Origin of the sequence: Paenibacillus lemnae (assembly GCF_012933385.1) — a bacterium.
Classification (GTDB): Bacteria; Bacillota; Bacilli; order Paenibacillales; family Paenibacillaceae; genus Paenibacillus_AQ; species Paenibacillus_AQ lemnae.
Genome location: NZ_JABBPN010000003.1, coordinates 416,760 through 436,990, shown reverse-complemented (window position 1 = coordinate 436,990; position 20,231 = coordinate 416,760). Strand labels below are relative to the sequence as shown.

Here is a 20,231-nt window from a genome sequence, read left to right as displayed (position 1 = left end):
ATCCGTTCACGAAAATGCGTGAACGGGTGTCGATGTCCGGGGTACGCAGCCCGGACCTGCAGTGTCTGGAGGCGGCGCAGCCCCTCCAGGTACAGGCGCAGCGGCGCTGCATCGCTGCCGGGCAGCAGGCTCACGTTCGGGGAGATCTGCGGCAGCACCGCGTCGCCGCAGATCAAATCTCCGCTGCCCTCATGATAGAGCGAGAGATGCCCCGGCGCATGGCCTGCCGTCTGAATGACCTGCCAGCTTCGCCCTCCCATATCCAGCTGCTCACCATCATGCTGATGCGTCACCTTGGGGGCTGGGGTGACCTGGGGAATGAAGATGTTCAAATGTCCTGGCAACTGCTCCAGCCACACAGCAGGCATACCATGACTTTCAAAAAAAGATGGCAGATCCTCATCCATCGAACTGCCGCTGCCCCACATCAGTTGAGCTTCAAGTTCGGCACGCTCCGACATTCGGACGGGAGCGCCGCTCTGCTGCTGCAGCCAGCCCGATAATCCATAATGGTCGGGATGATGGTGAGTCAGCAGTATCAAGCTTATATCCGCCGGCTGCAAGCCTAACACACGAAAGGCAGCCAGCCATTCCTGCTCCGCCGCTGGCGTGCGAGGCCCAGGGTCAATTAATGTAACTTCATCCCCATCTCGGAGAAGATAGCTGTTGACCCACCGCAGCGGATTATCCAGCGGGATTTTGATTTGGATCAGGCCGCTTTGATTCCAGGAGACGATATCCGGCTCACGCGAAAGTACAGTGTACTCCATCAAGCACGCTCCCCGGGACACCGTCCTACAAATATCATACGCGGCGACTCTTCTGGATCATACATATCTTCATCATAACTGCCATGAATCTGGTCAATAATCAGGCCGGCCTCATGAATCATATCCCTGAACTCCTCACAGGTATACAGCTTCACCCGTTCATTGTAACGTCTGGGCTCACCGCCGCCTTCGGTTGAGGTGATCGTAATTTCTTTTTTGACATAGCCGTTCTCGATGACCCGCCGCTCCTCAATCTGCTGTCCTTCCGCTTCACGGGAGGATGCCGGTACAAGATGACGCTTCACATAAGCTGGGTTTAGAAAATCGATAATAAATTTTCCATTCGGCTTCAGTACCCGCCTGATCTCTTCCAGCACCTTGATATGTTCTTTGTCGTTGGTGAAATATCCGAAAGAAGTAAACAGATTCAGCACAGCATCAAACTCACCGTCCTGGACAGGGATACGCCGCATATCCGACTGCAGCCACCTGACCTGCCCCTGCTCATCTTCCGACTTCGCTTCCGCAAGCAGCTCATCTGACAGATCCACCCCTGTCACCTGGTTTCCGGCTTCCGCCAGTACCAAGGAATGGCGTCCCATGCCGCAGCAGAGATCCAGCACTTTGGCGTGCTCTTCCAGCTTTAGCCATGCCACCATGTTGTGCACTTCATGTTCGGCTCCCTGCATATCGCGGTGTTGATAGACCAGCAGATAATCTTCTCCAAAGCTTTTTTCATACCATTCGGTCATGGCCTTCTCTCGCCTCCGGTTTGTTCTGTTTTTTGTGCACCGTTAATGGCTCGCTCTACAGCTTCCTTCACGGTTACCACTACCTTCTCACCGTCGCTGCCCATCCATTCCACTTCACCGGAAGCAGCACCTCTCCCTGCAACAATACGCATAGGAACACCAGCAAGGTCAGCATCTTTAAATTTAACACCGGCACGTTCGTTACGGTCATCCAGCAGCACGTCAAGTCCGGCAGAGCTCAGTTCCCGGTACATTTGTTCTGCAGCGTTCATCTGTGTTTCATCCTTGACCGACACCGCGATGATATGTACATCAAAAGGAGCTATAGCCTTCGGCCAGAGCAGTCGTTCTCCTGTGATACTTTGCTCTGCTGCAGCTGACATAATCCGCGAGACGCCGATCCCGTAACAGCCCATGACAAACGGTTTCTCCCGGCCGTCGTGATCCAGGAAAGAAGCCCCTAAAGTCTCGCTGTATTTGGTTCCCAGTTTAAAGACGTGTCCTAATTCGATGCCCCGGTGAAATTCGAGTGCACTTCCGCAGTGCTGGCATTGATCTCCTTCTTCCGCATTCCGGTAATCGCCAGCATACTCTAATGAAAAGTGGACACCGGGTACTACATGCCGCAGATGGGTATCATCCTGATTCGCTCCCGTGACTCCCTCAGTCATGCCTGCCACTTCGTTATCCACCAGAATGTTGAATGTCAAGCCCACCGGCCCAGCAAATCCGATGCCCGCTCCCGTCGCCTTCATTACATCTTCGGCGGATGCTAATTCAAGGGTATCGGCCTGCAGCTTATTTTTCACTTTAATCTCATTCACATCCCGGTCCCCTCGGACCAGTACCGCAGCCAGCCGGCCGTCTGCCACGTAGAGCAGGGTTTTAATTATTTCATGTGCAGTGACTTGCAGGTATTCCGTGAGCTCCGTAATCGTCCTGACGTCTGGAGTATGAACAACTTCTGGCGGAGCTGCTGCTTGCTTTGCATATGATCCTGCAGGGTCCAGATCCAGCCCGCTGTCCAAGTTGGGCACTCTGAACTCCGCCGTCTCCAGATTGGCGGCATAACGGCATCCGCTGCAGGACACGATGGTATCTTCACCGATATCAGCTAGTGCCATAAATTCATGTGTTTCGCCTTGTCCGCCAATGGCTCCGCTGTCCGCTGCCACAGCGCGGAAGGTTAAGCCGCAGCGATGGAAAATCCGTTCATAGGTTTCGTACATGCTGCGGTAAGTAACGTCCAGCCCTTCCCAGTCACGGTCAAAGGAATAAGCATCCTTCATCAGAAACTCCCGTCCTCGAAGCAGACCGAAGCGCGGTCTACGTTCATCACGAAACTTGGTCTGAATCTGATACAGATTGAGCGGCAGGCTGCGGTATGAAGATATATCTGAACGCACCAGAGCCGTAATGACTTCTTCGTGCGTCGGACCGAGCACAAACTCCCGGTCATGGCGGTCTTGCAGCCGCATCAGCTCAGGACCATATACGTTGTAACGCCCGGATTCCTTCCATAATTCAGCAGGCTGAATGGCAGGCATATGAAGCTCCTGGGCTCCTGAAGCATCCATCTCTTCACGAATGATGTGTTCAATCTTTTGCAGCACCTTCCATCCTAAAGGAAGATACGTATACATTCCGGAAGCGGTCTGACGGATATATCCGCCCCGCAGCATCCATTGATGACTTAGCGCCTCTGCTTCCGCAGGCACTTCCCGAAGTGTAGGCATAAATAATCGGCTTTGCCGCATGAGTCTCACCCTCCTATTGTCACCGCAACAACGCAAAAAAGCACATTCGTCATAAGGGACGAATGTGCTCGTGGTACCACCCTGTGTTTGACCTGCCAACGTACGAACAAGTCCTCATACCGGCAATAACGGGCCGAACCGGCATCTGCTGGACACAGCAGAGTTGCAACTACAAGGCAGGAGGCGTACAGTCGTGCGCGAGAAGCCTTTCAGCCGGGGGGCCTCCTCTCTGACGCGCCGTTATTGCAGCTTATACCCTTGATCCAGGTTGTTAACGGATTATAATTTGAACATACTTTACATCGGCCCAAGGAACAAAGTCAAGGAAATGGTTTATTAAACCGGATAGAGCTCTTCATGAACCTCCGCCTTTTTCCTGCAATCCTTGCATAATCCCCGTACAATGCCTGCATCATTGGCGTAAAATATCAAATCGCCGCGCTGCTTGCACTTACTGCATGCTTGGCCCTTTTTATTGCGTTTTTTCGAGACTGCGTTCATCGATATGACGTTTTCGCTGTGCCTTCGCGTCCGCTTCCGACGTACATAGAACAAGCAGCCCGCAAGAACTGCTGCACCCGGCAAAATATAGATAAGGAGTTCATTCATGCAAAGACCTCCTGCTTAAAAATACATCCATTAATATTTAGTATAACTTAATCCCTCTGCAGTGAATACCCGGCTGGCATTTCCTGAAAGAGCTTTGAACTTCTTTAGTTATCACAAATAACATTTAATCAGCACATTCTTTTTAGCCCATTTCCTTTTTTATAATAATGTTAAAAGGAGGTTACAGCTTTATGATACGTGTTGCAATTATTGGTATGGGGAATATTTCAACGGCACACATCAGGGCCTACATTGCTTTTCCAGAGCGGTGCCAAATTGCCGCCTTTGTTGACATCGATACTGAGAAAGCCCGCAGCAGAGCGAACCAGTCTAACCTGGAGGTCGAAATCCTGGAATCGCATCAAGACTTGTTAGGTCGAACGGATATCGATCTGGTCAGTATATGTACGCCTCCGTTCAGTCACGCCGATATCGCTGTTGACTTACTGAGCGATAACAAGCATGTCCTGGTGGAAAAGCCCATGGCGACCTCACTTGAGGAATGTGACCGTATGATAGCCGCAGCCGAAAAAAGCGGAGCCTTACTGTCTGTCGTTGCCCAGAACCGTTTCCTGGATCCCGTTATGCATCTCAAAGATATGCTGGACAGCGGCAAAATCGGACGGGTTGTTCATGCTCAGGTTGATTCCCACTGGTGGCGGGGACACTGCTATTATGATTTATGGTGGAGAGGACTATGGTCCAAGGAAGGCGGGGGCTGTACTTTAAACCATGCAGTTCACCATATTGACATGCTGGGCTGGATGATGGGAATGCCCAAAAAGGTAGTTGCCCTCCTGAGCAACGCCTCCCATGATAATGCCGAAATCGAGGATATATCCATTGCTGCACTGCAGTATGATCAAGGTTCCGTGGCCCAGGTTACCAGTTCCGTTATTCACCATGGTGAGGAACAGCAGATTATTTTTCAAGGAGAGTATGCCCGGATATCTGCACCTTGGAAAGTCTACGCCTCCACTTCGTTGGACAACGGATTTCCAATACGAAATGAAGTGCTGGAAAAAGAGCTTCACGATGTGTATAACAGCCTTCCACCGTTAAGATACAGCGGTCATGAAGGCCAGATCGACAATGTCCTGACCGCCTTGGAAACAGGCGCCAAGCCGCTCATTACCGGGGAAAGCGGACGCATGACCATCGAGCTGATTACTGCAATATATAAAGCCGGTTTTCAGCAAAAATCGGTGGAGCTGCCCATTGCGCCTGATGATCCCTACTATAAAACCGAGGGGATTTTAGATAACGCGCCCCGGTTTTATGAGAAAGCCCAGTCACTGACAGACCTAGGTTCCAACGAGGATATCACTTTAGGCAGCAGCTACAGCCGTGAGGCTCAAGAGTCTAAGTTGTAGTTATCCAATCTGTATAAGAAGGACGCTTCTGCCGTTGGAAGCGTTCTCTTTTTCTCTTACAGTCTTTTATAAATAACAGGAGAACGATTTTGGTATGTTTTTGGACTTACGCCCACTAGACGTTTAAAGGTGCTGCTAAAATAATAAACATCCTTAAAGCCCGTTCTCTCCGCCACCTCACCGACATTGTATTCCCCCGACTCCAGCAAAGAAGCCGCTTTATGTATTCGGACCTGATTGATAAAAGCAGATATGGATGTTCCTTCTGTCATCTTGAATAAGGCTCCACAATAAACGGTACTAATATTGGCCACCCGGGCCAAAGTGCTTACGGTCAGTTTTTGATCATAGTGGTCCACAATATACCTTTTGATCACTTCCACGTGAATATTGATTTTCTGATGTGGTTTCTCATACAAAAGCTTATGAAGAACAAGGATAAGCAGCGCCTGGCACTTCATCTTGTAGCCTTCTTTCTTTTGAAGCCAGTCATAATTTATTTCCTTCAACATCCGCTCTATATCGGTAAAATCCTCCCAATGGGAAACCGTCGGCAGCTCGAACTTTTCGTTAGCTGTCAGCAAAAAGTCAACGGCTGCGCAGACCATGCCTGTGGTTGTGGCACTGCGGACGCTTTGCGGCTTGATGAACAGAAGATCTCCTTTTTGCACATGATGCGCCTCGCCATTAACGATATAATCTGCGCTTCCTTCCAGAACAAAGACCAAGTCGTAAAAAGAAATCGTCTGCTGCTGAATCTCCCAGCTTGGGGAACATTCCTTCATCACAAAATAACTGATCTGGGGGTGGATGATCTCATTCACTCCTTTACTGCGCTGTTACTGCATTGGCTATACTCCATATCATATAATGTAAGATAAATCTTCTGTATAGACAAGAAAACCAAAAAGGATGTGTCTCATATTAAACAAATTAGAACTGTGCGATTGGTTCTCCTCTTTTTGCTAGCAGCAGTTATTTTGAGCAGCATTTACCACCTCACCCCAAAAAACATCACACAAACCATTACAGGTATGCGTTTTAGGTTAGGTCAAAGTAACGGAGACTTTTCCAATTACACGGAATTAAAAATCGATGGAGCATTCAAGAAGAATTTCAATGGAACAAGAGAATTTACCGGAACTATAATGATCCTTGTTGGAGATGATGATGTTACCTCACAAACACTACAAGATGTTGAAATTAAGTTTGGAAAAAATGGGTTCGGGAATATTTTTTACGATCCTTTTAACGAAAATATCAATAATTATCAATTATATAAGGGTTTCTTCACAAACGGGGATATGAGCAGTTTAGCTATACTCATTGGAGATAAAACGGGCTGGAATAGCAGAACTGGCCATATTATCGTGGTACCTGCCGCAAGCAGAGAAGAAGCTGTTAAAATTGCAAATCAGTTAACGGATAGCTATCTGACTCACGATTTGGAATAAGGCAGCATCAGCTGCTTTAAAATATCGCAATAATGATTCCCTCCTCAACAATATTGTCTTTAAGGGGGAGCCAAATAGAATCTTCCTCAGACCGCCACTTGGTGGCGTTTTCCAAGATGCATGTTAATTGAGTATCATACTGCAAGTTTATTTCATAAACAATATCGGAAAGCAGCTCACGATGATGCCAGCTCTTCTCATCCTCTACAAGAACCAATACATCAAGATCAGACCATTCATCATAGTCTCCTCTTGCTTTGGAACCAAAAATAATCAACTCACTTAGTTGAAAGACAAGAGCAAGTCGCTGCTGCAGCTGTATTAATGCTTGTTTTTCTTGCTGAGTTAGCGAGTTTATTTCCGAAGGAGCATTTGTGCGCATATGCTTGTTCCTCCTATACCATTATACGGTTAACAACAGTATATCCTACTTTTGTAAATGAAGCATCCAGCGGCAGCACACAAAAGAACCCCTCTCTCCCGGAAGGGCGGGAAAGAAGGGCTGTCGTCAAAAAACAACTTATGCTCAGCAGAACGTCAGATTTTCAGTTCTCCCAGTTTGATCAATTCGACAACGGCTCGCGAACGGCCTTTGACGTTCAGCTTTTGCATCACGTTGGAAATGTGGTTTGAAACACACCGAGAAGAGATAAAAGGAGGATTAACCTAATTCAGGTTTGCTGCATTTTACGGCGTAACAATTACAGGTGTTTTTTCATAATCATCAAAGTACCATGTTTGATAATTATCTATTGATCGATCTGTGTCATTCACTCCCTCGATCCCAGGACCATAATAAGAGGACATATATTCGTAATTCGCCTTATCTTTTTGATTGCTGTGAAATCGAATGATAATGTGTGGGTAGCGCTGGTCATCACCTTCAGCATAATGTTTAAAATAGATCTTTTCTATTGTAGTCTCCTTAAACTCCTCGGTAAGGATCAGTTCTCTTGTCTCTATAAAAATTTTCTCGCTGACTTCTAACAACAGATTAGTTTATTGTTGCAGTCCGAAGGTCATCATGACCTGAACATCTCCATTTCGGCTCATATTCCGATGTATCGTTGACGTCTTGGTCTCATACTTTGAGGAACGGTTTTTCCCAATATAAGCCTCATTCTGAAGAATGCGCTGTACAGTTGTGATGCCCCACGTAACGTCTTTGGGTGAAGGGATCCCCTTATCATTCAAGTACTTCACAATTGCTTTTTCACCCATTTTATTTGCAGTATAAAGCTGGTAGATACCCCGAACAACGGCAGCTTGCTGTTCATTAGGCACAAGCACCTTTAATCCGTGTCTAATCTCTCTGTTATACCCATAAGGTGCGCGGCTGCCCGTAAAGTTTCCCTTTAATGCTGATTCACGTTTGCCGCGGCGGGAGCTGCGGCTGATCTGTTCGCTGACCGATTGATTGACACTGGATATAATGGAAAATAACATCTCATCATCTCGATCTGAGTCATAATGATCATCGATAGAAATCAATCTGATGTTTAACGCATTAACCATTTTCCGTTTCAAACTGATCGAATCCCCTATATCACGAGCGAAACGAGACAGTGCTGCAAATATGATCACCTGAAAAGCACCACGCTGCGCATCTCTAACGACTTGTTGAATCGCTTGTCTGTCCGTAATGTTGGCTCCTGACTCCCGGTCTTCGTATACGATATCCTCGCCTGTCTCCCAGCCCATATCCTCTGCGTAGTGCTTGCATGCGGAAATTTGATGCTCAGGACTATCCTTCTGGCTGTCTTTGGTCGTACTGACACGTACGTATATCGCAGCTTTTATCATGCGGAATCCTTCCCCTTATATAAAGCAAATCCCTCTGACAAGTAACGATATGCCAAAGGGATTTGCTTTATATTAAAATGCATATTAATGATTCCTCCATATTTTTGTGAACAACCTGCCTAGCCATTTCATGGAGCATTTCAATCAGGTTCCCTTCTCCAGCCTGAATTTGAATGCGGTAAGGTTTGTTTAAATCCCTTGGCATCGGGCATTCTTCTATCCCATAACGTTGGTTTATTGTATGTACTGCTGGTCTTGTTTCATAACCTAGGGCATCCAGAGCATATCAAAAAAGAAAAAGGCACACTCACCGAAAAGAAAATGAGTGTAACCCCAATTACAATAGTAATGTCTTTAATGTCTGTTCAAGCCCTTTTGCCATCCTCATAAAACCCAAATCCGTCGGATGCATGCCATCCACCGTGCATTCGAAATAATCCCCATCCCCGCCCAGCAGCGTGGATCCGTCAAAGAAAAAAATATGTTGGTCGCCTTCGTCGCGCAGCCTATGGACGAGCCTCTGCTGGAATGATTTCAGTTCTTTTCTTTCAGTGAGTAATGCAGAATCATGCTCATCCTGAGCGAATGAGATGCGGGAAACGAGAAGAATAGTGGAGGTTGGATGCATACTGCGATAGATTTTGATGAATCCCGGCAGAGTAGTTCTGAACTTCTCCCTGCTTACACCATTTGCTTCATAATCCAGCAACAAGCAAGCCTGATTCTGAATGCTTGAAATGATCTGGACCATCTCCGGTTCACCTTTCCCGCCGTCTGCGAAACCTAAATTGATGAACTCAAGAGGGATGTTCCGGCTTAAGATATTCGTGTAAGACATCCCTGGTCGTGAGGCGAAGCCTCCCTGTGTAATCCCCGTCCCATAAACCACCACTTTCTCATTCGAGACAAAATCAGACGGGACACTGACAGAAGCGCGTTCATCGACACCGATCCATATTTCTTCAACCCCTTGATAAAGCGGCAAGTATAACGTGATAGTTCGCATGGTATCCGGCCATTTCTGATACAGTGCACATTCGTATTCTGTAAGCGAAAAATTGTATTTTGTCGTCTCCACATACTTCATCTCGCCAATATCTCCAACATAGCAATCAATACCACATTGTCCCGTTGCAGGCATATGGACCATATCTGCTCTGTTTGTCAGCTTCACCTTGACGGATAAAGAACCGGAATCCGAGCGGAAACGGATTTGCCCGCCGGCAGGATGATCGGCAGAATATTCTACGGCATCAGGAAGCTCTCCCAGCGGCATGACGGGCATTCTCCGATACTTCTTTTCCTCCGCGAACCATGCTAATCCAGCTACCTGGAATGGCTCCTCCAGCGGGGAATACCAAGTAATCTTGTCTTCTACCTTCTCGTTCACCCTCATACCCGCGTCATATTTCGTAATGTCGTTAGTGTTCTGAGACATTAGATTTCAGATCCCCCTTATACATCAAGCATGTTCCATTTCACCATCATAGCAAAAGGGCTCTCAACACCGGTTCATATCCATTCGCCATGTGTATGTAGCCGAGATCTGTGGGGTGAGATCCGTCTACGGTACACTCCCGATAATCCTCTCCCAGCAGCTCCGAGCCGTCGAAGAAGTATATGCTGTGATCCCCTTGAGCGCGAAGGTGATGAACTACGTCCTGCTGTAGCTCCTTACGTTCTGTTCTCGCCTCATACAGCCATGCATGCTCACTTTCACGGGCGTATCTAATGCGTGAAGGCACGAGAATCGGCGTATCGGGATGTCTGCTTCTACAGATGCGGATAAATTCAGGCAGCGTCTGGGCAAACAGCTCTGTGGACTTGCAATTTCCTTCATAATCCAAAATAAAGCAGGCTGGATCCTCGATTCGGGATACGACTTGGGCCACCTCTGCCTCTCCCCTCCCACTGCCTGAGAAACCAAGATTCACGAACTCAAGCGGTATGCGCCGGCTTAGAATATTCGTGTGAAGCATGCCGGGGCGCGAAGCACAGCCGCCCTGAGTCACCGACGTTCCGTAAAACACCACTTTTTTATTACAAGCGTACGCAGGCGGGGACATAACAGAGGCATACTCATCTAAGCCTATCCATATTTCCTCAATACCCTGATAGAGCGGCAGATTCAGCACAATGCTGCGTGTCTCGTTACTCCATCCTGCAAACAAAGAACTTTCGTATTCGTCCAGCGTGAAATCAAATTTTGTCGTGCTTACAAACTTAAGCGCGCCGAAATCCCCTACATAACAATCCACACCGCATTGACCTGTCGGAGCCATGTGCGGCAGATGCGCTTTCCCCTTCAGCTTCACCCTAACCGACAGGCTTGTGGAATCCGTACGAAACCTGACTTGACCGCCTGCCGTATGGTTTGCCAGCCTGTCAACAGCTTCTGGCACCATACCCTCCGCAAGGGTTGGCAGCCTGCGGTACTTTCTTTCACCAGCAAACCATCCAAAGCCTGCTATATGAAAGGGCTGATCCAACGGCGAATGCCATTTGAGCGTGCCTTCCACCTTCCTGCCGGGTTTCAGGTTGGGGTCACATTCCGCCAATAATTTTTCATATCGATTTTGCATTTTTGTCGGCTTCCCCCTTACGCTGCTGCAAGCATTCTCTTGCTGATATACGTTGTTCATTCTAATTTAATGGCATACTAAAGAGTCTTTCACTCCTTGCAAAATACAACTTGTCTCCCGATTTATCCATAGCCAGCAGCAATGCATCCCGGCATAACACTTCTTCATTTAAAGTCGCCTTGTCAAGGCGGTAGATGGTGCGATCCACGTTCACGAGAATGTCCCCATTGCTTAATATCCTCAGAAATGGACCTCTCCAGAAGTGTCCTTTCCAATATTTGTCAACCAAGCATTTCTTACGAAGCAGTTCTCCGCTCACAGGATCCATCTGGAACAACGTCCCTCGGGTAACTCCCCATAAAGTTCCCTCCTCATCGAACGCGAGGCATCCAATGCCCTCCTCACCTTCAAGGGGAATCCATGATTTTTGCACCTTGTGCTCCATAGTGTCCCAGATGAACAGCTTTCCATGCTTTTGTGTTGGCTGCTGCCCGAGTCCCCCCCAAATCGTCGTTCCGCCATACACGTATCTCGGATTGCCCGGATGAATCACCAGTGCTGATATACTGTGATCCTCAATGACATGCCGATACGTGACATGTCTTTTGCTGGACACATCATACACCGTGAGTGCGCCTCCCAGCTTGCCATAGTCCGGAATCGTCCCAATGAAAAGCCGGTTATCATCAGCAGCCATTGCAAACGGCCTGTCCTGGTCTTCTCCGATTTGAAACAGAAGTTTCGGCACTGCTTCGGTGCGGCCTTCATCCTCGTAGTCCCAGGCATAAATGTATGCCCCTGGATAAGCACCAAGGTATGCTCTGTTGGATGTGAAAACCATACCTTCAACCTGCTCAATCCCTTTGTACTCCAAAACCGTATCTGCCGAAGGATCATAAATGGAGAGACCCCCTGACTGGTATCCGCTGATATAAATTGCGCCTGTCGGCGCTTCGTGGATTGTATGGATGATTGACGCAGCGGCAGGCAGAGGCAGCCGGGCCGTCCCCACTTTATTTGTCGATAAGGATAAAAGACTGAGCTCTCCCTCTCTTGTCATCCGGCTCAGCTTCGTGTCGTACTCCAGCCTGGCAGCCTTCATAATCTTCCAACCCACTGTGAAACTGCTGGACAGGTGTACAATCCGATCCTGTTGTTCTAGATAGCGGTAAGTTCCCTCCTCGTTGAATAGATACAGCTCCTCATCCACCACAATGAACTGAGAGAAGCCCTTGAACACTTTAATGAGAGATCTTGTGGTCATATCGCAAAGCATAACTGACTCAATGGATTCAATTCGAGCGGCAAGCTTCCCGTTATACTCCTGGAGATTCGTGAGAAATCCGGAGCAGCCCTCTAACTCCCCGAGATCGAAGGAGGTTAAAACTCCAGTGGCGATATGAAACCGGTACAACCGGACATGAGAGCCGCAGCCAATAAGAAGGCTACCATCCACGACATGAATGGATCGGAGATACATTTCCTCCGGATGTATTGTGGCTACTTCCGTAACCTCATGATTAGGGAGATGGAGGCGGTACAAGACACAGCCCGGATAGCCTCCGAAGTACAGATCCTCTCCGATCAAGCACACCGCGAAGATAAAGCTCAATCCACCTGCAAGCGCGGCAAGCTCTCGCACGACACCCCGCTCCAGATCGAGCAGGTAGAGCGCTCCGTTCGAGAAGGAACCGACGATGACCTGTCCATCTGGCGCTCCTTCCACGATCATAGCTCCGTTCGCTCCCTGCAGCGGATAACTGGCCAGCAATTCAAAACTGCCTGCATCCATGACGCATAACTGAGCTGGATCTCCGTTGATTACCGTAACCAGCACCGTGTCCCCGGCAAGGGTCTTCACAAAATCATAATGATACAAATACGTATTGTGCACGGTCGGGCCAATATCCTGAATCATTTTATTCAACCCCTTCAACCTCCTGTTCATGAACCAGGGTCCCACAAAGGGACCCCAATTGTCGTCTTACTTATTCTCATACCAGGCTGTCGCTTCCTCAATTAGCTTGTCGCCGCCGCGCTTCATCCAGCTCTCTACGAAGGCATCAAACTCATCCAATTCTCCTTCACCCGTCATAATTCTGGCGGCTGTCTCCAGGAAGAGGCCATTTCTTCCAAGCTCAGGTCTCTCAGTCAAGGTCGGCATATTCGGCATACCGCTGCCGTCATTAATAACCCCTTCGTTATCCGCCACTTCCAGCGCATCCAGAACCAACTCTCCGTTCGGCTTCTCCTTCATGAACTCTTCATTGGTGATCGGATCCGGTCCGATGAAGCGCAGCCAGTACTGGCGCATCGACTGCAGATAAGTTTCTTCCTGCGTGACAGGGTACTTATATTTAATCTGGCCGTTCTCAACCGTGTGATCCTGTCCTTCAATGCCGTAAGCGAAGAAGTCCATCGCCTCTTGTGTGTAGAACCAGTCAAGGAACTTGATTGCAGATACCGGATCTTCACTTCCCTGCGGGATCATATACACCATACCGCCGACGGGATCTGTACCATACCCGGTGCCGCCCTTACCATCCGCTCCCTTAGGAGACGGCACAATCACAATTTCTGCGTTCGGATCTGCCTGCCGTACTTCCGTCAGCCACTTATCCGGATATTCCGGCACATGCGTCCACATTCCCGCGATCGCCTGACCTTTGATCTTGGCATCCCAGTCCTTCCCCTGCTGCACGAAAAACTCATTGTCTATTAACTTCTCTTGATAAAGCTGGCTGTAAAGCTCAAGTGCTTGCTTCATCTCCGGTCTTACGTAGTTGGGCATGAGCTTTCCGTCCGTATATCGCCATCCCGAAATCGGCACATCAAATGCCCCGAAAAATGCTTCACCGAAGGTGAAATTTGCTCTTGCGGTATAAGGGACCTCGTCTTTCTTCCCGTTACCGTTCGGATCTTTATCGCGGAATGCCCTTAAAACCTCGATGTACTCATCAACGGTTTCTGGTGCCTGCAGGTCCAGCTTATCCAGCCAGTCCTTACGCATAAAAGTGACGTTAGCGATATTGCTGGCCTTAATTGATGGAACCGCATAAATGACTCCATTGCTGCTGACACGAGGCGAATCCCAGGCTTCCTGCGGTATGTGCTTTTTCAGGTTCGGAGCATGCTCATCGATAAGATCGTTCAGCGGCATAAAGACGTCAGCCTCGAAGGCTGGAGCAATCTCCGGAGCTGTCACTCCAGCAGTTTGCAGCAAATCCGGCATATCGCCTCCCGCAAATAAGAGGGTAATGTTTTGCTTGTAATCGGTATACGGGATCATTTCCAGTTGAACATCGATGCCTGTCATCTCTCTCAGCTTCTTGACATGTATATCCTCGTTCATATTCGCAGATCCCTCTACATATTGAGAGCCTGCCGTAGTTACCCCGAAGGTGATCTTCGGCGCCTCTGCCGTTTGCTCGCTTGTATTTGACCCTTGGTTCGCAGAACCGGACGTCGGTCCATTGCCATCCGTTCCACTTGAACATGCCGTCGTGATCAAGATCAGAGACAATGCAGCAGCACCAGCCATTTTTTTTATTCTCACTGTAAACCTCTCCTTTTTTATTCTTGTATTTATATGCATCAAACCGAGCCTTACTCCTTAATAGAGCCCAGCATACTGCCCTTGATAAAATGCTTCTGAATAAACGGATAGATGAACAAAATTGGCAGCGTCGCCACGATAATTGTCGCCATCTTGATGCCTTCAAGGGATGACAAATTCACCTCAACCGCCTGCATCATCTGCTCTGCGTCATTTTCCACCAAAAGCTGCCGCAGCTTCACCTGAAGCGGATACAGCTTGGGGTCGCGAATATAGATAATCGCCGCAAAGTATGAATTCCAATGGTTCACGGCGTAGAACAAGCCAATCGTCGTAATCGATGGCAGCGATAACGGAATGGCGATGCTCAGCCATGTACGATATTCTCCCGCCCCGTCAATTCTCGCTGACTCCAGCAAGCCATCCGGCAGACCGCGGAAGAAGGAGATCATAATGATCAGGTTGAACGCACTGATTGCCGAAGGAATGATGAGCGCGTTAAGGGAGTTGAGCATCCCAAGTGATTTAACCAGCAAGTACGAAGGAATAAGGGGAGCCGGAAAAATCATGGTAAAGATAATCGCGAGCATAATTAACGTTCTTCCCCTCAGCTCTTTGCGTGCGAGTCCATAGGCCATGAGCGATGTTAACAGCAGATTAAAAAAGGTTCCGACAACTGTGACAAAAGCGGTCACACCAAAGGAATTCCAGATGGCCGCATTCTTAAACACCGCTTGGTAGTTCACCCAAGTGAATTCCACCGGGAAAATCGATACTCTGCCCTGAAGAATCGCCGTACCGCTGCTTAAAGAGCCCGCGACGATGTACAGAAACGGGAACAGCATTGTCGCTGACAGCAGAACCATGAATGTGGCGTTAATTTTGTCAAATGTGGTGCTGGGGCGTCCCGATCTTTTCATGTGGCACATGCCTCCTTTCTGTAAAAAATGATCAATAGATAGAATGATCGGTATAGCGTTTACTGAGTTCATTCGCCCCGACAATCAAGATCAAGCCGACTATAGACTTGAATATTCCGATGGCTGTCGTATAACTGAATTGGGCTCCAAGCAGGCCCACCTCGTAAATATACGTGTCGATGATTTCACCTGTAGATTTGACAAGCGGATTCAGCAGCATATAGACCTGTTCGAAGCCGAGGTCCAGGAAATCTCCGATCCGCAGCAAGAGCAGAACAACTACAGTCGGCATGATTGATGGCAGGGTAACGCTGATTGCCTTTCGCAAGCGGCCTGCCCCATCCATCTCCGCTGCTTCATACAGGTCCGGGTTCACACCAGCCAGCGCTGCCAGGAAGATGATCGTACTCCAGCCTACTTCTTTCCAGATTCCCGAAACTACAATAATTGATCGAAAATAGCCCGGCTCCTGCAAGAAGAAGATGGGTTCGAAGCCGAAGTAGCGCAGAAGCTCATTCAAAATTCCATAGTTAGGCGAGAGCAGGTTAATCACCAATCCGCCAACGATCACCCAGGACAGAAAGTGCGGCAAATAGATGACCGTTTGAATTGTACGCTTAAATGCCATTTTTCGGATTTCATTGAGCAGCAGTGCCAGAATGATGGGTGCCGGGAACCCGAAAATGATCTTGTACAAGCTGATCAGAATCGTGTTTTTCAGCACCCTGTAAAATTCCGGGTAAGCAAACAAATTATCAAAGTGCTTTAACCCTACGAATGAGCTGTCCCATATCCCTTTGAATACGTTGTAATCCTGAAATGCAATAATGCTCCCCATCAGCGGTATGTATTTGAAGATGATGAAAAAAACGACTCCGGGCAGAATCATGGAGTATAAGGCCCAATGTTTGAGAAAGTAATTTTTGTGCAAGCTTGCTCCTCCTTCCGCTTATTTCTTCTTTGTTGTGGCACTTCCCATCTTACCTTCGCCATAACGGACTGAATATGAATATATTTGTCTGAGTTGTCGGATCTTTTTCGAAGAAGGAAGCGCTTCCATAATTAAACTGGATTGAAATCCTTCCTATGCTAAAATGAAAAATACAGCCAGCCAGTTTTTCTATTACATAGATATGGGGTTGCTACTTTATGAAATTTCCGATACGGCTCACCATTCGGATGAAGCTTGTCTCGATTATCCTTTTCTTTATCTGCGTCCCCTTCTTGATCCTGGGTAAACTGTGGTACGACCAATCGGTGCAGCTGATGGAGCAGAATGCCGTCAACACCGGCACACAGTCAGTCCGGCAAATTAGCGGAGGAGTCGATTCCTATTTCGAAGGGCTTGAGAATCTGACGCTTCCTTACCTCACGCATCATCTTACGCAGAAGTTTATGAAGCTGGTGCCGTCTGAGGAATATCAGCGCTTCAATGTTACCAAGCAGATTCAAGAGAACTTATTCCCTGCACTGAATGCCGGGCGCAAGGACATCCATAACACTATTATGATGAATACCAACCGTATTTCGACTAGCAGTCTAGGTATTGCACAATCTTTGGAACGCGCCAAGGCTTACTATGAAGCGGCTCAAACCGGAGAACGTTTCGGCATTGAGGGGATCAGCCGGGTGCAGGGTGTTCCTGTGATGTCTGTCTATCGATTAATCTCCAGCACTCAGAGCTTTCAGTCTTCAGGAGTACTGGTGCTGGACCTAAACCTCTCCGAAATCACCCGAATCATCAACAATTTCAAATACGATGATGACACGGCAGCACCCGTTTCTATTGTGGATACCTCGTATCGTTATGTCTATCACCCGGAACAGGAACAGTGGGGGATGCCAGTTCCGGCTTCCTTATCAGACCGCCTTCGTACCGGGCAGACGGGGTATTATCTCGAAGAAATAAATGATATCCAGACACTGGTCGTCTATCATCGTTCTGACCGCACTGGTTGGGCGACCGTCTCCTATTATCCGATTCGAGAGATGATGGGGTTTCTGATTCGTCTTCGCAGCATGACTCTCATTGTGGGACTGTCCCTGATCGGACTTGCGCTGCTGCTGGTAGGAGGCTACTCCGTGTCCTTAACCCGGGTACTCCTGCGGTTGAAGTCCCATATGAACCGGGCCGAGAACGGCGATCTCTCCTCACGTGCAGATGACCGGCGCAATGATGAGCTAGGGAGCCTTAATCGCAGCTTCAACAAAATGCTGGACCGTATTCAACAGCAGAACGAGGTCATCTATAAGAAGCAGCTTCAAGAGAAAGAGCTCCAGATTCAGCAGCGGGACTCCAAGCTGATCGCGATGCAATCGCAGATCAATCCGCATTTTCTTTATAACTCATTGGAAGTTATTAATTCTTATGCGATCCTGGAAGGCAGCCCCTCTATCAGCAAGATGACCGCCTCTCTAGCCCGATTATTCCGGTATAACAGCCAAGAAGGCAGTCCGATTGTAACGCTGGAAGAAGAGCTGAAGCATATCATGACCTATCTCTCGATTCAGACAGAACGTTATTCTGAGCTGGTCACCGAAATCAAGGTAGAACCGCTGGATTTTAAACAGGTCCAAGTCCCCCGATTCACGCTTCAGCCCTTGATCGAGAACGCTTTTAAGCACGGCTATGATAAACATATGCTTCCTCCGAGCTACATCGGTATTGAAGGTTTTATAGCAGACGGTACCTGCTGTATCCGTATTAAGGATCACGGCTATGGCATGTCCTTTGAGAAGATGGAGGCATTGAATGCACAGTTTGAACCCTCGGTAAGCCGCAGCAGCCTCGAAGAGACAGAGGACATTGTACGAGCCGATACGGGCACAATCGGCCTCTGGAATGTCCATTCCAGAATCCTGCTGCATTTTGGTGCACCTAACGGGCTTTCAATCATTCAATCTTCAAACAAAGGCACGGTCGTCGAGCTTCGTCTTCCATTAAAATAATACAATTCACATTCGGGAGGACTTCTATGTATTCAGTTATCGTGGTAGACGATGAACGCATGATCAAGTACAGCCTGGAAAAATTAATCGAAGACCATCCACACTTTGTAGTCGCCGGGATCGCCAGCAATGGCCAGGAAGCTTTGGCGTTGCAGGAGCAGCATCAAGCCGCGCTCATCATTACCGATATTCGAATGCCGGTTATGGACGGACTGCAGTTAATACAGGCTCTGAAAGCAAGACAAGACCAAGCAGAGATTATCCTGCTTACCGGTTATGCGGAATTCGAATATGCGAGACAGTGCTTGCAGATGGGAGCCGTCGATTATTTATTAAAGCCTGTCGAAGTTGATCAGCTTTATGCTGCCTTAGACCGGACTTACATCAAGCTGCAAACCCTGCCAGCAGCCCCTCCCAGCCCGAGGATCGATTGGGTGTGGAGATGCAAGGAGTACGGATCGCTGCTGAGCGAATTGTTATGGAACACAGATAGTACAGCCCTAAGCGAACAGCTGGAGATCATTCGTGAGGTATTGGCCTCGGAAGAAGCGATTCGACTTGGGACCTCCACGGCTCATTACATGGAACTGCTCCACTTCGTGAAGCAGGAGCTTGCGCGAAAAAGTTTATGGAAGATCGAGCTTCGTTCGGAGATAGGGGATTTTGATGGGGACATTGCGGAGCTTCCTTCCTGGTTCGAACAGACGCTGGTGGATCTCATGAATGACATTCGCCGTTCGAGAAGCTGGGGAAGCCGTCAAGTGGTAGAAAAGGCCGTAGACTATCTGGAATCCAATTACCAGGAGGAAACCTTAACTTTAAAGAGTACAGCGGCGAGGCTTGGCGTCTCGATCTCTTATCTCAGCCGAAGCTTCAGCGAAGAGAAGGGAATCACCTTCATCCAGTATCTGACCCAGTACCGGATGAGCCGGGCATCCGAATATCTGCAGATGCCCGACCTGAAAACCTATGAAATCTCCCAGAAGGTGGGGTATGCCGACTACCCCCATTTTGCGAGAACATTCAAGAAGCATTATGGCATTTCTGCCAGCTCCTACCGCAAGAAATATTTGTCTGATAAAAATGACATGGGCGAATAATAAAGAGGAGGAATCCGTTATTTAAGGGATTCTTCATAGATGAAACGAGCTGGAATGGCAGAACTGGCAATATATTATCGTGGCACCTGCCGCCAGCAGGGCCAATCAAGATCAGACACAAAAGAACCCCTCTCTCCCGGAAGGGCGGGAAAGAAGGGCTGTCGTCAAAAAACAACTTATGCTCAGCAGAACGTCAGATTTTCAGTTCTCCCAGTTTGATCAATTCGACGACGGCTTGCGAACGGCCTTTGACGTTCAGCTTTTGCATCACGTTGGAAATATGATTTCGCACCGTTTTTTCGCTGATAAACAACTGCCCGGCGATATCGCGAGTCGTTTTGTCCTGAACCAGCAGTTCAAATACTTCTCGCTCACGGTGGGTTAACAAGAACTTGCTGTGTTGGTCATTTCCCTTCAATGGTGTCACCCCTCCTTGCCCGGGTATGTGTGGTCTAACAAGGTTAAGGGATACAGTCAACTCATCATATGAATAGTTAAAGGCTTTGGTGCGCTAACGCAAACAAAATGGGCATATGGTTCAAGCGCCGTACAATTCACCCTTGATTCCCTGTCCGGATTGCTCTATCATGAACAATATAAAAATTA

The 20,231-nt window shown here is 48.2% G+C and carries 17 protein-coding genes and 2 pseudogenes; 4 read left to right on the top strand and 15 right to left on the bottom strand.

Annotated features, from left to right (window positions below):
- Window positions 1-44 precede the first annotated feature (44 nt).
- From HII30_RS05630 to HII30_RS05615, 4 genes and pseudogenes are all read right to left on the bottom strand, one after another.
- Window positions 45-770, bottom strand: a pseudogene (locus HII30_RS05630) (MBL fold metallo-hydrolase); the annotation flags it as partial.
- Window positions 770-1,522, bottom strand: a complete 753-nt coding sequence (locus HII30_RS05625) for a class I SAM-dependent methyltransferase (RefSeq protein WP_169504005.1) — start codon at window positions 1,520-1,522, stop codon at window positions 770-772. The gene HII30_RS05625 and the pseudogene HII30_RS05630, both read right to left, overlap by 1 nt.
- On the bottom strand, window positions 1,519-3,279 hold the full coding sequence (locus tag HII30_RS05620; protein ID WP_169504004.1) for a proline--tRNA ligase: 1,761 nt from the start codon (window positions 3,277-3,279) through the stop codon (window positions 1,519-1,521). Before HII30_RS05620 ends, HII30_RS05625 begins: the two co-directional genes overlap by 4 nt.
- Before the next feature lie 336 nt (window positions 3,280-3,615).
- Window positions 3,616-3,888, bottom strand: coding sequence for a hypothetical protein (locus HII30_RS05615; RefSeq protein ID WP_169504003.1), 273 nt, complete (start codon window positions 3,886-3,888; stop codon window positions 3,616-3,618).
- A gap of 191 nt (window positions 3,889-4,079) precedes the next feature.
- Between HII30_RS05615 and HII30_RS05610 the strand changes: the two genes are divergently transcribed.
- Window positions 4,080-5,261, top strand: a complete 1,182-nt coding sequence (locus tag HII30_RS05610; protein WP_169504002.1) for a Gfo/Idh/MocA family protein — start codon at window positions 4,080-4,082, stop codon at window positions 5,259-5,261.
- A gap of 56 nt (window positions 5,262-5,317) precedes the next feature.
- Here HII30_RS05610 and HII30_RS05605 read toward each other — a convergent pair whose 3' ends face one another.
- Window positions 5,318-6,046 carry a helix-turn-helix domain-containing protein gene (locus tag HII30_RS05605; RefSeq protein ID WP_211184443.1) on the bottom strand — a complete coding sequence of 243 codons (729 nt, stop codon included), beginning with the start codon at window positions 6,044-6,046 and terminating at the stop codon, window positions 5,318-5,320.
- A 177-nt stretch (window positions 6,047-6,223) separates the two neighbouring features.
- Here HII30_RS05605 and HII30_RS05600 point away from each other — a divergent pair, with 177 nt between their 5' ends.
- On the top strand, window positions 6,224-6,715 hold the full coding sequence (locus HII30_RS05600; RefSeq protein WP_211184442.1) for a hypothetical protein: 492 nt from the start codon (window positions 6,224-6,226) through the stop codon (window positions 6,713-6,715).
- 16 nt (window positions 6,716-6,731) lie between these two features.
- Here HII30_RS05600 and HII30_RS05595 read toward each other — a convergent pair whose 3' ends face one another.
- The 9 genes and pseudogenes from HII30_RS05595 to HII30_RS05550 all read right to left on the bottom strand — a co-directional run bounded on the left by HII30_RS05595 (window position 6,732) and on the right by HII30_RS05550 (window position 16,507).
- Entirely contained in the window at window positions 6,732-7,097 is a 366-nt protein-coding gene (locus HII30_RS05595) for a nucleotidyltransferase family protein (protein WP_169503999.1), read from the bottom strand.
- A 155-nt stretch (window positions 7,098-7,252) separates the two neighbouring features.
- Window positions 7,253-7,369 (bottom strand): annotated as a pseudogene (locus HII30_RS05590) (LuxR C-terminal-related transcriptional regulator); the annotation flags it as partial.
- Window positions 7,370-7,714: 345 nt separating this feature from the next.
- The gene (locus HII30_RS05580) at window positions 7,715-8,518 is read right to left on the bottom strand and encodes a recombinase family protein (protein WP_246246122.1); all 804 of its coding nucleotides are present in this window, start codon (window positions 8,516-8,518) and stop codon (window positions 7,715-7,717) included.
- Window positions 8,519-8,855: 337 nt separating this feature from the next.
- The gene (locus HII30_RS05575) at window positions 8,856-9,956 is read right to left on the bottom strand and encodes an SGNH/GDSL hydrolase family protein (RefSeq protein WP_246246121.1); all 1,101 of its coding nucleotides are present in this window, start codon (window positions 9,954-9,956) and stop codon (window positions 8,856-8,858) included.
- A 46-nt stretch (window positions 9,957-10,002) separates the two neighbouring features.
- A complete protein-coding gene (locus HII30_RS05570) occupies window positions 10,003-11,160 on the bottom strand; it encodes an SGNH/GDSL hydrolase family protein (protein ID WP_246246120.1) in 1,158 nt (385 codons plus the stop codon).
- 1 nt (window position 11,161) lies between these two features.
- Window positions 11,162-13,027: a hypothetical protein gene (locus HII30_RS05565; RefSeq protein ID WP_169503997.1), complete on the bottom strand. Its 1,866-nt coding sequence runs from the start codon at window positions 13,025-13,027 to the stop codon at window positions 11,162-11,164.
- Window positions 13,028-13,084: 57 nt separating this feature from the next.
- Complete coding sequence (locus HII30_RS05560) at window positions 13,085-14,656, bottom strand: extracellular solute-binding protein (RefSeq protein WP_169503996.1); 1,572 nt, start codon at window positions 14,654-14,656, stop codon at window positions 13,085-13,087.
- 50 nt (window positions 14,657-14,706) lie between these two features.
- Window positions 14,707-15,576: a carbohydrate ABC transporter permease gene (locus HII30_RS05555; RefSeq protein WP_246246119.1), complete on the bottom strand. Its 870-nt coding sequence runs from the start codon at window positions 15,574-15,576 to the stop codon at window positions 14,707-14,709.
- A gap of 31 nt (window positions 15,577-15,607) precedes the next feature.
- Window positions 15,608-16,507, bottom strand: a complete 900-nt coding sequence (locus HII30_RS05550) for an ABC transporter permease (protein ID WP_246246118.1) — start codon at window positions 16,505-16,507, stop codon at window positions 15,608-15,610.
- Window positions 16,508-16,725: 218 nt separating this feature from the next.
- Between HII30_RS05550 and HII30_RS05545 the strand changes: the two genes are divergently transcribed.
- Both HII30_RS05545 and HII30_RS05540 read left to right on the top strand, forming a co-directional pair.
- Entirely contained in the window at window positions 16,726-18,525 is a 1,800-nt protein-coding gene (locus HII30_RS05545) for a cache domain-containing sensor histidine kinase (protein WP_169503995.1), read from the top strand.
- A gap of 26 nt (window positions 18,526-18,551) precedes the next feature.
- Window positions 18,552-19,625 carry a response regulator gene (locus HII30_RS05540; RefSeq protein ID WP_169503994.1) on the top strand — a complete coding sequence of 358 codons (1,074 nt, stop codon included), beginning with the start codon at window positions 18,552-18,554 and terminating at the stop codon, window positions 19,623-19,625.
- Between the two features lie 193 nt (window positions 19,626-19,818).
- Here the strand turns inward: HII30_RS05540 and HII30_RS05535 are convergent, their stop codons facing one another.
- The gene (locus HII30_RS05535; RefSeq protein ID WP_208203364.1) at window positions 19,819-20,043 is read right to left on the bottom strand and encodes a helix-turn-helix domain-containing protein; all 225 of its coding nucleotides are present in this window, start codon (window positions 20,041-20,043) and stop codon (window positions 19,819-19,821) included.
- Window positions 20,044-20,231: the final 188 nt, after the last annotated feature.